Genomic DNA, 13,415 nt, shown 5'->3' on the forward strand with positions numbered 1-13,415 from the left:
CCGGTGCGCGTAGCGATCAATCAAGCTTTCCCAGGAGATCGAGCATTTCTGCGGGAATTTCTTCATTGACGGTCGCCTGATAGGCCGAACGCAGCGCCGCACCGATGTCGCCAGAGGATGCCGACTCCGCCTTCTCCGTGCCGTCGGGTGCATTCATATCCTTGGGCTCTTGTGGGTCTTTGCCGCCAGACGCCAAGCTCTTATTCCCCAATAGTGCTGCGATCCGCGAGGACCCTAGCCAAATATCCCTCTCCACCGCAACTCACAATCATGGGCAAAAGTTCCTTTGTTACAATCGCGTCTCACCACGCATAACAAATGATCGACGCTCCTTTTCATTCTCGCTAGCGTGTGGGTTGAACTTTTGGGACGGAACCGCCTAGTCCGGCAGGCGTTATAAGTCCGGAGGAATTATCGATGAGTTCATTGGGACAGCAATTGGCGCCGCACCTCACCTTGCTCAGGCGGTTTGCGCGCGCGCTGACCGGGGACCAGGCGCAGGGCGATGCCTATGTCCGGCTGACACTGGAATCGATCGTCGATACGCCCGATGCCTTTCCCAGCGATGTGGAGCCACGCACCGGGCTGTACCGTTCGTTCCTCAAGATCTGGGCGCGGGCAGATACTGGCCCGGTCGACGGCCCCGACGATACCGACAGCTCCGAAGCGATCGCCAATGCGCGGCTTGCGATGATCGACAAGGTTTCGCGCCAAGCCTTGCTCCTGTCCGAAGTCGAAGGATTTACGCAGGCGGAGATTGGCTATCTGCTCGACCGTTCGGTGGCGGAGATCGACGTGCTGATCGGCGAAGCCAAACAGGATATCGAAGCGCAACTGAAAACCGATGTGCTGATCATCGAGGACGAGCCGATCATCGCCATGGATATCGAGTCCATTGTGCGCGACCTTGGCCATGATGTGTCCGGCATCGCCGTGACCCGCGACGAGGCCGTGGCCCAGGCCGGTGAGCATCGGCCCGGGCTCGTGCTTGCCGATATCCAGCTTGCCGATGACAGTTCGGGCATCGATGCAGTCCAGGATATCCTTGCGAAGATAGATGTACCGGTGATTTTCATTACGGCCTTTCCTGAACGGTTGCTCACCGGAGAACGGCCCGAACCGGCCTTTCTCATCACCAAACCGTTCCAGCATTCGACGGTCAAAACCGCGATCGCCCAGGCTCTCTTCTTCAACCGGGCCACCGTGCCGGCATAGCCGCGACGTCTGGTAAAGGCCGCGCGACTTCCTTAGACCGCGGCTGTGGCCCGGGCGTCTGTTCGCCGAGCATTATGTGTTGGGGGGTCTTTTGACCGCTAATTCTGGCAAGTCCAATAAAGGCCAATCCGCAGATGCGGGATCGCAATCGCTGTCCGATGCCGATTTCAAAACCCAGCTAGCCGAAGTCATTCCCCATCTGCGCGCATTTGGACGATCGCTGTCGGGCAATCGGGACATGGCCGATGATCTAGTCCAGGAGACGCTGCTCAAGGCATGGGCGGCACGCGCCCGCTTTCAGGCCGGAACCAATATGCGGGCCTGGACCTTCATCATTCTGCGCAACCTGTTCCTGTCCCAGATGCGCCGCTCCAAATTCAAAGGCGAGTGGGACGATCACACAGCCGATACGCTGTTGGCGGCACCCGCGAGCCAGGATCGCCATGTCGAGCTTGGTGATATGCAACGAGCCCTGATGGAGCTGCCCCAAACCCAGCGTGAGGCGCTTATCCTCGTGGGTGCCGGCGGTTTTGCCTATGAGGAAGCCGCAGAAATTTGCGGCTGCGCTGTCGGAACAATCAAGAGCCGAGTGGCGCGCGGGCGGGTTGCGCTCGAAGAAATCATGGAGACGGGCAAGTTGCCGCCGCGCGATCAGCATGAAAGTGATGACGACAAGACGGCGCTGCAGGAAATCATGAACGAGGTCGACGATCTCGCCAAACGCTAAGGCAGCGATCCTACCCTAACCGTTTGAGCAGCCGCGCTAGCGGGTCAGGGATATCCGGCTCGTCGCCATCGGTTTCGGTCGCGGCGCGCAAGCAGCCCCCGATCAGGTCCGCACGGCCAATGGGACCATAGACCGGGGGCCAATTCTCTACCCGAGATTTGCCGTCATGGGCGCGGGATGAAGAATTGTCGCTCATGCCTGAATAACGTAGAAGGCAGGTAATGGTTGCATCTGGCAATCGGCCGCGGGGATTGCTGTATCCATATGACACAAGCGGGAGAAGCAGATGCGATCGCGGCCGCCATCGACCGGGCGAAGAGTTTTGCCCCATTTCTCCATCGTCTGATTAACGCCAATCCGGAATATGCGGCCGAGCTTGGCGGCGGTGCGATCCCCAATCGGATTGAGGATTTCGCAACGGCGCTGGAGAGCGATCATTCTGATCCGATGCGCGCGCTGCGTCTGGAAAAACAGAAACTCGCGCTCGGTACGGCCATTGGCGATCTTTCGGGACAGCTCGATCTTGAGCAGACCGTTGAAATACTGTCGGATTTTGCCGATTATTCGCTCGACCGGGCGATCGAAACCGCCTTTGCTGAACGCTATCCGGACGCCGATCCCCGCGGTTTTGCAGTAATCGCGCTCGGCAAACATGGCAGCCGCGAACTCAATTATTCGTCAGACATTGATCTCATTTTCCTGTTCGATCCGGAAACCATGCCACGTCGTGAAAAGGACGATCCCCAACAGGCTGCGGTCCGAATTGGACGCCGAGTGAGCGAACTTTTGAATGAGCGAACCGGAGACGGTTATGTGTTTCGGGTCGATCTGCGCCTGCGCCCGTCTCCCGAAGTCACGCCCATCGTGCTCGCGATCGGTGCGGCTATTGCGCATTATGAGTCCAGCGCCGAACCATGGGAGCGCGCGGTCTTCATTCGTGCCCGTGCAGCGGCTGGCGATATCGCTCTCGGGACGCAATTTCTCGATGCGATCCGTCCCTTTGTGTGGCGCCGTTCCCTCGATTTCAGCGCCATAAAAACCATTCGCTCAATGTCGCACCGGATCCGCGATCACTATGCCCAAGGCCAAGGTTTCGGACCGGGATATGACCTTAAACGGGGCAGGGGCGGGATTCGAGAGATCGAGTTTTACGCGCAGATCCATCAGCTCATTCATGGCGGGCGTGATGCTCAGTTGCGCGCTCCGGCAACGCTGGATGCGCTCGCCGCGCTGGGTGAGGGCGGGCATATCCCGGTCAGCGAGGTGGAGCGACTTTCCGGCGCCTATCGGCTGTATCGAACGATCGAACATCGGCTCCAGATGATCGAGGACCAGCAAACCCACAGCTTGCCGAGCGATGCGGAGGCACTCGATCAGGTTGCGCACCTGCACGATGTCGCGAATGGCGATGCGCTACTGGAGATGCTGGCTGGACCCGTGACCTATGTCGGCGCTCTGTATGATCAGCTCGATAGCGAAGACGAAGACCGATTGCCGTCTGACCCTGATTTGCTGGATAAAGCCCTGGAGCAAGCCGGATTCACCGCTCAAGCTCAGGCGAGGCGTCTGATTACGGGATGGCGCGCCGGAAAGTTGCGCTCGACGCAATCAATTGTCGCACGCGAAGCGCTTGAACCTGTGCTGCCAATTCTGGTCCCGGAGATGGGGTGCTCACCTGACCCGGGTGGCGCGATCCGGCGGTTCGACATCCTCCTGGATCGCTTGCCGAGCGCGGTAAATCTGTTTCGACTGCTGGAAGCACGGCCCGGCCTGATCACATTGCTCGTCGATATTCTCAGCCATGCACCTGCGCTGGCCGATGAGTTGGCGCGTCATGCCCAGCTGTTCGATGGACTTATCGATGCGACTGCTCTCGACCCGCCCGAGCCGCTGGACGAGCTGATAGCGATGCTTGAAGAGCGCAGCATATCTGCCGACTATCAGGCAAAGCTCAATCGGATGCGCCAATTGGTGGGCGAAGAGCGATTTGCACTGGGTGTCCAGTTGATTGAGGGGCGAAGCGATCCATTGGAAGTCGCAGGCGGCTATTCTCGCGTGGCTGAAGCCTCCATCAATATTCTTGCCGACGCGGCGATCGCAGAGTTTGAAGCCACTCATGGGCAGATTGATGGCAGCGATTTAGTGATCCTGGCGCTTGGGCGGCTCGGTGGCGAGGCGCTAACCCATGCATCGGATCTCGATCTTGTTTATCTTTTTACGGGCGATCATTCGGCACAATCGGACGGCGAACGACCACTCGGCGCCACCAGCTATTATCAGCGGCTCGCCCAGCGCGTCAGCGCCGCTCTGAGCGTGCCCACCGCTGCCGGGCCACTTTATGAAGTCGATACACGTCTCAGGCCTTCAGGAGCCCAAGGGCTGTTGGCCGTGTCGTTTGACAGCTTCGCCGCCTATCATCGCGACAATGCGTGGAACTGGGAACATATGGCGCTTGCCCGCGCCCGCCCGGTCTATGGACCCTCCGACGCCTGCGATGAACTCGCTGAGATGATCCGGCAGACGCTGGACCGGGAGCGGGATGGTGAGAAGCTCCTTGCCGATGTGCGGGCGATCCGCCGGGAGATCGCACAACACAAGCCGGCGGCTGGTTCGTTCGACGTAAAGATGATTGATGGCGGCCTTGTCGATCTCGAATTCTGCATTCACCTGACGCAATTATATGAACGCACAGGATTTGATCCGCAGCTACCCAAGGCGATCGTCGCGCTGTCCGACGCCGGTCTGGTCGATCCGGCACTGTCGAGCGCCCATGATTTACTGACCCGGATGCTGGTCACGCTGCGATTGGTTGCGCCGGGTTCAAAGGATATCGCCAAAGCGAGTCGGGAATTGGTGGCTGCGCGCTGCGGAGCGGAAAACTGGGATGCGCTGGTTGCAGAATATGAACAAGCGCGGCAATGCGTGATGCGCGAATGGCATAGAATCGCACATATCCCCGACGAAGGAGAGACAGGATGATCGAAGAAGGGCAAATGGCGCCCGATGTGGTTTTGCAGCTACCGGATGAAAGTGAAACGCAGCTGAGCGCCTATCGCGGGCAGCCGCTGGTTCTCTATTTCTATCCCAAGGATGATACGCCGGGCTGCACCAAGGAAGCGATCGCCTTTACCGATTTGGCCGGCGATTTTGCCAAGGCTGGCGCGAAGGTCGTTGGTGTGTCGAAGGATCCGCCCGCCAAACATGTGAAATTTGCCGATAAGCACGGTCTTAAAGTGGATCTCGCAACCGATGCCGATGGATCGGTTACCGAAGCCTTCGGCGTCTGGGTCGAAAAGAATATGTATGGTCGCAAATATATGGGCATCCAGCGCGCCACCTTCCTGATCGATAGTGATGGCAAGGTCGCCACGGTGTGGCCGAAGGTGAAAGTCGCTGGCCATGCAGAAGCGGTGCTCGAGGCCGTCAAAGGCCTTTAGGCCGATGCCGCAAGCAAGCGTCGCGTCCGCCGTCACATCGGTTCTGATTGCCGCCAATCCGCACGAGAAGGTTTTTGCCGCACGCTCCGCCGCGCGTAATTGGCGGCTGGGTCGGCTCGGCCATGTCTTCGATACAGACATGCCGGATCGCCCCGGTCGTCCTGATCGGCCTGAACTGTGTCCGCCGTCCAAGATGCCTCGCCGGGGAAAGGGGGGATCGGAGCGGTCGCGGATCGCGATGCTCCATGCCCTTGCCCATATCGAATTTGCCGCGATTGACCTGGCCTTCGATCTGATCGGCCGGTTCGGTAGTCAGTTTCCGCCTGAATTTGTCGATGATTGGATGCGGGTGGGCGCGGAGGAGGCGATGCATTTCGCATTGCTCGATCGTCGGCTCCGCACGCTCGGGTCCAGCTATGGCGCGCTGCCTGCGCATGACGGCTTATGGGAATCGGCTGAGACGACTGCACATGATGCGGCTGCCCGCCTTGCAATTGTTCCGATGGTGCTCGAAGCGCGCGGACTGGATGTGACGCCCATGACGATCGAGCGTTTTGACCAAGCAGGAGACATTCCGTCTGCACGAATTCTGGCCCGTATTATGAACGACGAAATCAAGCATGTCGGATTCGGCGTGAAATGGTTTGAATACAGATGCAAAAGTGACAATGTTGCACCGCAGCAACAGTGGAAGAATCTCGTTTCGCGCTATTTTGGCGGGCAGCTAAAGCCTCCATTCAACGATTCAGCGCGTCGACAAGCCGGTTTGACCCGAGATTTTTACCAATCCCTTGCCTGTTAGGCACTTCGTAAACAATGTCGCCCCACACCGGAAGCGGGGGGACAATTGCCGTCTCCGGATATGAGTATTTTTTGATTTGCGCGCGGAATTTGCGTGTCAGATCGCCATAAACGGGTCGCAACACCGCTATGACGATACAGTTTTTTTCATCGGCCAAAAAATCCCTGGTTGGCATCGGCTATGCGCTGCTTGCCGGGCTCGGCATTGCAGTTTTTGCAACGCCAGCCGCTGCCCAATCGACGACAGCTGCCAGCGCCGAAACCTCTGATGTCCGCGCTTTGTTCGCCAGCTGGCGGCAGGATGAACGCCAACGCCGGGGTGTGATGGCTATTCCGTCGCTCCGCCCGGTTGAGGGCTATCGGCTTACGAGCAGCTTTGGCACGCGTAGCGATCCGTTCCGCCGTGGTCGCCGCATGCACAACGGCCTCGATATGGCCGGTCCGGTCGGCACCCCGATCTATGCGACAGCAGACGGCATTGTCGGTCGCGCGCAATGGGTTGGCGGCTATGGCAAATATGTCGAGATCAACCATGGCGGCGAAATCCAGACCCGTTACGGCCATATGTCGCGTATTCTGGTTGAGCCCGGTGCACGCGTTACACGCGGCCAGCTGATCGGCCGTATGGGCTCGACGGGCCGCTCCACGGGCAGCCATCTTCACTATGAAGTCCGTATCGCCGGTCGTCCGGTCAATCCGATGCCATTCATGACATCGGGTGCCTATCTGGCGCAGCTGGCTGATGCGAGCAGCGAGAGCATTGGCGCGGTTGGCGCGAGCCAGTAATTTTTATCAGATTGAGGCAGAGCGGAGCGCGCGCTTGTCGCAGCGCATCCCAATGCCTATTTTAAGCGCATGACAGACGTGATTGATATTGATCTGACCCCGGCTGCTGCAGAACGTGTTGCCGCTATTGCCGAGCGTCAGGGCAAGCCTGCTATCTTGCGGCTGGCTGTCGACGGCGGCGGCTGTGCAGGATTTCAGTATCGCTTTGAGCTTGCCGATGATGTTGCCGATGACGATGTCTTGGCCGAGCGCGATGGCGTGAAGCTGGTCGTCGATACGATCAGCCTTGATCTGGTGCGTGGCAGCGCGGTCGATTTCGTTGAAAATCTCGGCGGCGCGGCCTTTCAGGTCAACAATCCCAACGCCCAGTCGGGTTGCGGCTGCGGCACCAGCTTCTCGGTCTAGCCAAATTCGATAATCATGACGATGCGGGTGGCGGGATCAAATCCGTCGGCAATTTCCTCGTCCAGGTCTGCCTGCACGCCAGGATCGGGCTCCGGCCATTCGACAAATCCAAGCGAAGCGTAGAAGGGCGCATTCCAGGGAATCTCCCGATCGGTAATCAGGGAGATCGCAGGGAAGGCGGTTCGCGCATGGGCGATCGCATGGCGCATCAGCGCCCGGCCGATCCCGCGCCCCTGAAACGCCTTCGCCACTGATAGCTGGTCGACATACATGCTGGTCTCGGTCGCATGAGCGCAGACCAGGCCGGCAAGCTGCCCGTCGACCTCAGCCACCCAGAGCGTGCCTTCGCCGAGCGCCCGGTTAAACCGAAACGCCTCGGAAACATCCTCGTCGAGCGCCCATTCGAGATGCGTGCCGCGAAACAGTTCGTCGGACGAGCGAATGACCGCATCAAGCGCGTCGAGCTCCGTCGCTTTGCCCAATCGGATATTCACGCCATTCTCCCACTGGTCGTTTGCGCGCGGGCCATGCATAACAGCGCCCATGAAAATCGCGACCTACAATGTGAACGGCATCAATGCCCGCCTGCCGCGCCTGACCGAATGGCTCGATGAACAAAAGCCCGATCTCGTCTGCCTCCAGGAACTGAAGGGCGATGGCGATCGCTTGCCGAAAAAGGCGATTGAGGACGCTGGTTATACCGGAATGTGGCTCGGCCAGAAGGCGTTCAATGGCGTAGCAATCCTCACTCCCAGAGGTGGTGAGCTTGTCGAGCGCCAGAGCGGCCTTCCAGGCGATCCGGAGGACGAGCAGAGCCGCTATGTCGAGGCAGAGCTGGGCGACGTGATTGTTGCCTCCATCTATCTGCCCAATGGCAATCCGCAGCCTGGCCCCAAATTCGATTACAAACTGTCATGGATGGAGCGGCTGCTGGCCCGGGCGGAGGAGCTTTTTGCGCTCGAGCGCCCGGTGGTGCTGGCCGGCGACTATAATGTGATCCCCACGGACGACGACGTCCATTCGCCCGCTGCGATGGCCGATGACGCGCTCACTCAGCCGGAAAGTCGCGCCGCCTTTCGCCGGCTCGCGGCAATGGGCTGGACCGACGCGATCCGGGCGCGCTTCCCGACGGGCAAGATCTGGACCTATTGGGATTACCAGGCTGGAGCCTGGCAGCGGGATGCAGGTTTGCGAATCGATCACCTGATGCTCAGCCCGGTGGCCGCAGATCGACTCACCAATGCTGGCGTCGACAAGGAATATCGGGGTCGCGAAAAGGCCTCGGATCACACGCCGATTTGGATTGAGCTGGCGGACTAGCCGCGCTTAAACCTTACAGCGTCTTCTCGTAGACCGAATATTGGCGGTTGATCGTGCCTTCAATGGCGTCGGCGATGGCAACCATTCCCTGATTGTCATCGAGGATCCAGCCAACTTCTGCGCGTTTGGCGCCCATCGTCTCGACACCCCAGCTGCGGATCGTTTCGATCATCATGAAGGCAAGCTGGCTCGCCAGCCGGCTATTCTGATGCTCTGGCAAGACACCCATCAAGGGAACGCGTCCGCCGCCCCAGTTTTTCCGCTTTAGCTTCCAAAGCAGCTTTGCCCAGCCAAAGGGGAGCAATGAGCCCTTCATATCGATCAGCGCCTCATTGACATCCGGCAGGCACAGCATGAACGCGGCCGGTTCGCCGTCATAATAGGCAATCAGATTAACCGGTGGATAGATGACGGCCTTCAGCTTGCCCTTGATATATTGGACTTCACGATCGGTGATCGGGACAAAGCCCCAATTCTTGCTCCAGGCCTGGTTGAGGATGGAGAGGATCAACGTGGCTTCTTCGTCGAATTTGCTCATATCAACCGGACGGATTTCGATCCGCTCATTGCGTTCGCCCGAGGCCACGATCCGGTTGATCAGGCGCGGAAACCCATCTTCGACCGGCACTTCATAGGTCAACAGTTTCTTGACCTCGTCATAGCCTGCACGCTCGATCCAGCCTTCATAATCGGCCTTGTGATGGCCCATCATGATCATCGGTGCATGGTCATGGCCTTTGGTCAGCAGTCCCGGTTCGTCCCAGACTGACAGGCTCATCGGCGCTATGACGCGCGTCATATTTTGATCACGCAGCCAATCCTCCGCGGCTGCGATCAACGCGTGCATTACCGATTCATCAGCCGCATCCATCATGCCCCAGTTGCCGGTGCCCGGTCCCATGCCTTGTTCAGCAGGTTGCTCAAGCGCGAGATGGTCGAAATGCGCGGAGATGCGACCGACGGGCTCATCGCCCCGCCAGGCAATCATCAACTGGACGGTGGCATGCTCGTAAAATGGGTTCTTGTCGTGATTGAGGAGTTCAAAGACGTCCGAACGCAGCGGCGGTACCCAATGCGGCGTATCCGCATTCAGCCGATACGCGATATCGACAAATGTCTTGAGCTCCGCCTTGCCGGTGACCGGGCGGACGGTGATGTCTGTGCTCATGATGGCAGGGCGGTGCTAGCCTTGGGCGCGCTGGGTCGGATGCCCGGTTGCAACGCCGCCGGATAGCTCAGACACCCACGGGTAACGCTTCGCTTTTTCCGGCGTGTAGCCAAGGTTGAACACGGTTTCGCTCTTCACCTTGCGATCCGGGCGTTCGTAAAATGTACCGAATGCCTTGTCCCAAACAAAGCTGGTGATCCCGAAATTGCCGGTCTCATCATGGAAATGATGGGCCATGTGGCGCGCTTTCATCCGGGCAAGCCATTTGTTGCGCGGCTTATATTTCAGATGCTGGATGCAGTGGCAGAACTCGTAAAAGCATGTCGTCAGCAGGCCAGCTGCAAGTGCGATCGCCATACCGCCCATGCCGCCAATAGCCCAGCCAATCGGCGCGAGGAAGACGACGATCGTCGGCAGCGTCGTGTACAGCGCACCGAACAGCACTTCGAGATGGTTCGGGTCCTGGTGGTGATCGTAATGGATCCGCTTCCAGACCGGCGAGAAGATCTTCGTCTTGTACATCCACTGGCCGTGCAGAACCCAGCGATGGAGAACATACCAGGCGAGCGGATAAAGGACGACGGCTGCGGCCGCGCTCAACAGCGTCGGTGCCAGTGCAGCTGGCTGCCAAGCATAGAGTGCAAGGCATGCTACGGTCAGTGCCAGATAGGCGATAATCGCGTAATACTGGAAATAGGCGACGACCAACTCTTTAAGCGTCATCTTGTCCAGATAGTGCGACCGGTTCCAAATTCCGGCGCGCGCGGGTGCTGCGGCTCTCACGTCAAACTTCCTTCAAAATACGAATCTGTCGGCCAAATGGGCGTCATTGATCTAAGATTTGGCATATGAATAGGCAATAAGGCAGCTTTGCGACGAAAAATGAGCCGATCTTGTGGCGTAAGCGGCGGAAGCGTGACGGAGACTATATCAGCTTTGTACGGCGCGCGATCCCGCCCAATGCTGCGCGATCCTCGCTATCCAGCCCAACCCGCAATGTCACCCAGCATAATGGTAGGAAGAACAATGTGAGAATGGCAGCGCGGATTGGCGCGGCCAGCGGCTCGAGCGCATATCCAACGCCTGACAGGATCAACAATCCCAGCGCGCCTAATGCAAGACCACGAAGAAAAGGCCCGTCAAAGGGTTGGAGGCGATCACTGATCTGGAGTTCAACCACAGCGGCCAGGGCGATTGCCACTGCGCCAACGCTCACCGCAATCGCCATGCCTTCTGCACCGCGATCGGGTGCCAGATACCATGCCAGGACTGCCCAGACAGCAATCCCAATCAGGCTGTTAATGAGCGGCAATATACGATGCCCGATCATCTCGACGATTGGCGTGGCTGGCCCGATAATGGCTTCGCCCATCCGGCCAATAGTGAGAATGATCAGTGCCATAAGTGCGGCCTGCGCTCCCGGTCCGAACAGGCTCAATATGTCACTTGCCAAGAGGATCAGTAGCCCACCGAGCGGGAGGACCAAGGCCGCCGAAAGACGTGAAGAAAAGGCATAGAGTGGCGCAATCTCGGAGCGGTCAAACGCTGCTTGGGCAGAACTTAGCGGGGCCAGGACGTAGAGAAACGCCTGACGCACAATCAGCGGAACCGACGCGATCTTGCGCGCAATTCCAAACAGACCGGCGGCGGTCGCGCCCTGGGTACCTGGCAACATGAGGTTGAGCAGGATCGGCGGGAGATCATTCAATATTCGCCGGGCAATTGCGGCGGGAGAAAGGGCGATGCCGGACACCAGTACCAGTTTCCGTAATCCTGCAGGAACTGGCGCAGTGATCATCATTTTGAGATCATAGTAACGTCCCAAAAGGCGGACTGAGAGGATCGACACCAGCAGAAGCGAAAGGAGATGTGCGAGCAACAGGCCGTTGCTCGTCCAGCCGGCAAAGAAGAAGCTGACGGCAAAGACGAGCCGCGCGCATTGCTCCCAGAAGATCCGCAAGCGAATTTCCGGCCCGAATGCGCGCCGTGCCCGGGCAGCAGAGGTCGCGACTTCGACGAACGTCCAGAGCGGCAAGGCCCAGGCGAACAGGGCGATCATTTGCGGCAATGTCGCAGCATCTTCGGGTGATGCGGAGATTGCACCGGCAATCTGCGGGGCGAAAAATGTGACCAGGCCTGCGATAAGCGCGGCCGGGATGACAGTTACCAATAGCGCAAATTTGACTGCGCCATGCGAAGCTTCCTCGTCGGCTACGGGAACGATCCGCTGCAGTGCCTGGGTCAGCGACAGATCGACAATCTTTTCAGCCATATTCACCGCCGACCAGAGGACGATGTAGAGTCCATAGGTCGCGATGCCGAAAAGCAGTGTATAAATGGGCTGTGCGATAACTTCGATCAGAGCGCCGAGCCGGGCCAGCGCGGCCATTCCCGCGCCTTGGGCAACGTCTCCGCGTCGAACCGGTGTGCTGTTGTCGTCGCTCTGCGTTATTGCCTCATTCCTCCGTTCGGATCAGCACCGCTTCGCCGATCAACAGGAACAGGAAAAAGGGAGCCCATGCCGCCAGCAATGGCGGATATGCGCCGATATTGCCCATGGCGAGCGCGAAATTATCGGCCACGAAATAGGTGAACCCAAGAGCCATGCCGATGATCGCGCGGATGAAGAGCTGGCCGGATCGCGCCAGGCCAAATCCCGCAACAGCGCCAAGCAATGGCATCAGCAACGTCGAAAGTGGCCCGGATATTTTGTGCCACAAACCGGCTTCCAGCGATGTGGTGGATCGTCCTGCCGCTTGCAGGTCAGCAATCGCGCGGCGCAGTTCGAAGAAGTTCAGGGATCGCGCCTCGACATTGGCCAGGGTAAATTGATCGGGCGTTACGCCGTTCGCAATGACAATGGATTCCGGGTTACTCTGTTCAACCGCCGAGACATCAAATTGCTGCGGATTTTCGAGACGCCACCCGTCGCCAGTATAGGTGGCGCGGTCTGCGCTGACGAGAAATTCGATTACGCCGCCCGTGCGATCATAGACGGTGACCCCTTCGAGCACGGCATCCTCGCCACGCCCTATGACAGATTGCGCGTTGATCAGGTCATTGCCGTCGCGCACCCAGACATTGGTCGAGCCTGTTGCTTGCTCGGGCATTGGGCCATAATCGACTGATTCCCAAGCGCTTAGCGTGCTATAGGCCGGAGCGACGATGCGTTCGTTGAAGGCAAACAGCCCGAGGCCGACGATGAAGCTTGTCAGGATGAGCGGCGCGAGTATCTGGTGTGCAGATGCACCTGCGGCCTTCATCGAAACAATCTCGCTATTGGCGTTCATCGAGCTCAATGCGATCAGTGTTCCAAGCAACGCCGCGAAGGGCAGGAAGCGTTCGATCAGTTGGGGAACGCGCAGTGAGACATAGAACCAGAGTTCGGCCTCACCATTGCCTTCAGGTGCGAGGATCTTGCCAGACTCGCCGAGCAGATCGAGGGTCATCAGGATGACGACCAGTCCCCCAAGCACCGAGAAAGTGCGGGTGAGAAACATCTTCGCCATGTAGAGCGAGATTGTGCGCGACGGGAAAAACTGAAGCTGCATGGTCG

Annotated in this window: 15 protein-coding genes; 8 read left to right on the forward strand and 7 right to left on the reverse strand. The window is 58.8% G+C overall.

Annotation, left to right across the window (positions count from 1 at the left end; translation table 11 throughout):
• Positions 1 to 16 precede the first annotated feature (16 nt).
• A complete protein-coding gene (locus HFP51_RS00075; protein ID WP_176873742.1) occupies positions 17 to 157 on the reverse strand; it encodes a NepR family anti-sigma factor in 141 nt (46 codons plus the stop codon).
• A 260-nt stretch (positions 158 to 417) separates the two neighbouring features.
• On the opposite strand from HFP51_RS00075, the gene HFP51_RS00080 reads away from it, so the two are divergent.
• The gene (locus HFP51_RS00080) at positions 418 to 1,215 is read left to right on the forward strand and encodes a response regulator (protein WP_176873743.1); all 798 of its coding nucleotides are present in this window, start codon (positions 418 to 420) and stop codon (positions 1,213 to 1,215) included.
• A gap of 91 nt (positions 1,216 to 1,306) precedes the next feature.
• Positions 1,307 to 1,942, forward strand: coding sequence for a sigma-70 family RNA polymerase sigma factor (locus tag HFP51_RS00085; RefSeq protein WP_176873744.1), 636 nt, complete (start codon positions 1,307 to 1,309; stop codon positions 1,940 to 1,942).
• 10 nt (positions 1,943 to 1,952) lie between these two features.
• Here HFP51_RS00085 and HFP51_RS00090 read toward each other — a convergent pair whose 3' ends face one another.
• Positions 1,953 to 2,138, reverse strand: a complete 186-nt coding sequence (locus tag HFP51_RS00090; protein ID WP_176873745.1) for a hypothetical protein — start codon at positions 2,136 to 2,138, stop codon at positions 1,953 to 1,955.
• Positions 2,139 to 2,206: 68 nt separating this feature from the next.
• Between HFP51_RS00090 and glnE the strand changes: the two genes are divergently transcribed.
• The 5 genes from glnE to erpA all read left to right on the forward strand — a co-directional run bounded on the left by glnE (position 2,207) and on the right by erpA (position 7,371).
• A complete protein-coding gene (glnE, locus tag HFP51_RS00095; protein WP_176873746.1) occupies positions 2,207 to 4,921 on the forward strand; it encodes a bifunctional [glutamate--ammonia ligase]-adenylyl-L-tyrosine phosphorylase/[glutamate--ammonia-ligase] adenylyltransferase in 2,715 nt (904 codons plus the stop codon).
• Positions 4,918 to 5,379: a thioredoxin-dependent thiol peroxidase gene (gene bcp / locus HFP51_RS00100; RefSeq protein WP_176873747.1), complete on the forward strand. Its 462-nt coding sequence runs from the start codon at positions 4,918 to 4,920 to the stop codon at positions 5,377 to 5,379. The genes glnE and bcp overlap by 4 nt, the downstream gene beginning before the upstream one ends.
• Positions 5,380 to 5,383: 4 nt before the next feature.
• The gene (locus HFP51_RS00105) at positions 5,384 to 6,181 is read left to right on the forward strand and encodes a ferritin-like domain-containing protein (RefSeq protein WP_176873748.1); all 798 of its coding nucleotides are present in this window, start codon (positions 5,384 to 5,386) and stop codon (positions 6,179 to 6,181) included.
• Between the two features lie 128 nt (positions 6,182 to 6,309).
• A complete protein-coding gene (locus HFP51_RS00110) occupies positions 6,310 to 6,966 on the forward strand; it encodes a M23 family metallopeptidase (protein ID WP_176873749.1) in 657 nt (218 codons plus the stop codon).
• A 78-nt stretch (positions 6,967 to 7,044) separates the two neighbouring features.
• Positions 7,045 to 7,371 (forward strand): iron-sulfur cluster insertion protein ErpA, encoded by a 327-nt coding sequence (erpA, locus tag HFP51_RS00115; protein ID WP_176876458.1) that lies wholly within the window; start codon positions 7,045 to 7,047, stop codon positions 7,369 to 7,371.
• Here the strand turns inward: erpA and HFP51_RS00120 are convergent.
• The gene (locus HFP51_RS00120) at positions 7,368 to 7,865 is read right to left on the reverse strand and encodes a GNAT family N-acetyltransferase (RefSeq protein ID WP_176873750.1); all 498 of its coding nucleotides are present in this window, start codon (positions 7,863 to 7,865) and stop codon (positions 7,368 to 7,370) included. The genes erpA and HFP51_RS00120 overlap by 4 nt on opposite strands.
• Positions 7,866 to 7,914: 49 nt before the next feature.
• Here HFP51_RS00120 and xth point away from each other — a divergent pair, with 49 nt between their 5' ends.
• A complete protein-coding gene (xth, locus tag HFP51_RS00125) occupies positions 7,915 to 8,691 on the forward strand; it encodes an exodeoxyribonuclease III (protein WP_176873751.1) in 777 nt (258 codons plus the stop codon).
• A 13-nt stretch (positions 8,692 to 8,704) separates the two neighbouring features.
• Here xth and HFP51_RS00130 read toward each other — a convergent pair whose 3' ends face one another.
• The 4 genes from HFP51_RS00130 to lptG all read right to left on the reverse strand — a co-directional run bounded on the left by HFP51_RS00130 (position 8,705) and on the right by lptG (position 13,410).
• Positions 8,705 to 9,859, reverse strand: a complete 1,155-nt coding sequence (locus HFP51_RS00130; protein ID WP_370462922.1) for an N-acetyltransferase — start codon at positions 9,857 to 9,859, stop codon at positions 8,705 to 8,707.
• 15 nt (positions 9,860 to 9,874) lie between these two features.
• The gene (locus HFP51_RS00135) at positions 9,875 to 10,582 is read right to left on the reverse strand and encodes a sterol desaturase family protein (RefSeq protein ID WP_176873752.1); all 708 of its coding nucleotides are present in this window, start codon (positions 10,580 to 10,582) and stop codon (positions 9,875 to 9,877) included.
• A 202-nt stretch (positions 10,583 to 10,784) separates the two neighbouring features.
• Positions 10,785 to 12,248, reverse strand: a complete 1,464-nt coding sequence (locus HFP51_RS00140) for a lipopolysaccharide biosynthesis protein (RefSeq protein WP_176873753.1) — start codon at positions 12,246 to 12,248, stop codon at positions 10,785 to 10,787.
• 67 nt (positions 12,249 to 12,315) lie between these two features.
• Positions 12,316 to 13,410: an LPS export ABC transporter permease LptG gene (gene lptG, locus HFP51_RS00145; RefSeq protein WP_176873754.1), complete on the reverse strand. Its 1,095-nt coding sequence runs from the start codon at positions 13,408 to 13,410 to the stop codon at positions 12,316 to 12,318.
• Positions 13,411 to 13,415: the final 5 nt, after the last annotated feature.

The sequence above is a fragment of the Parasphingopyxis sp. CP4 genome, assembly GCF_013378055.1.
GTDB lineage: Bacteria > Pseudomonadota > Alphaproteobacteria > Sphingomonadales > Sphingomonadaceae > Parasphingopyxis.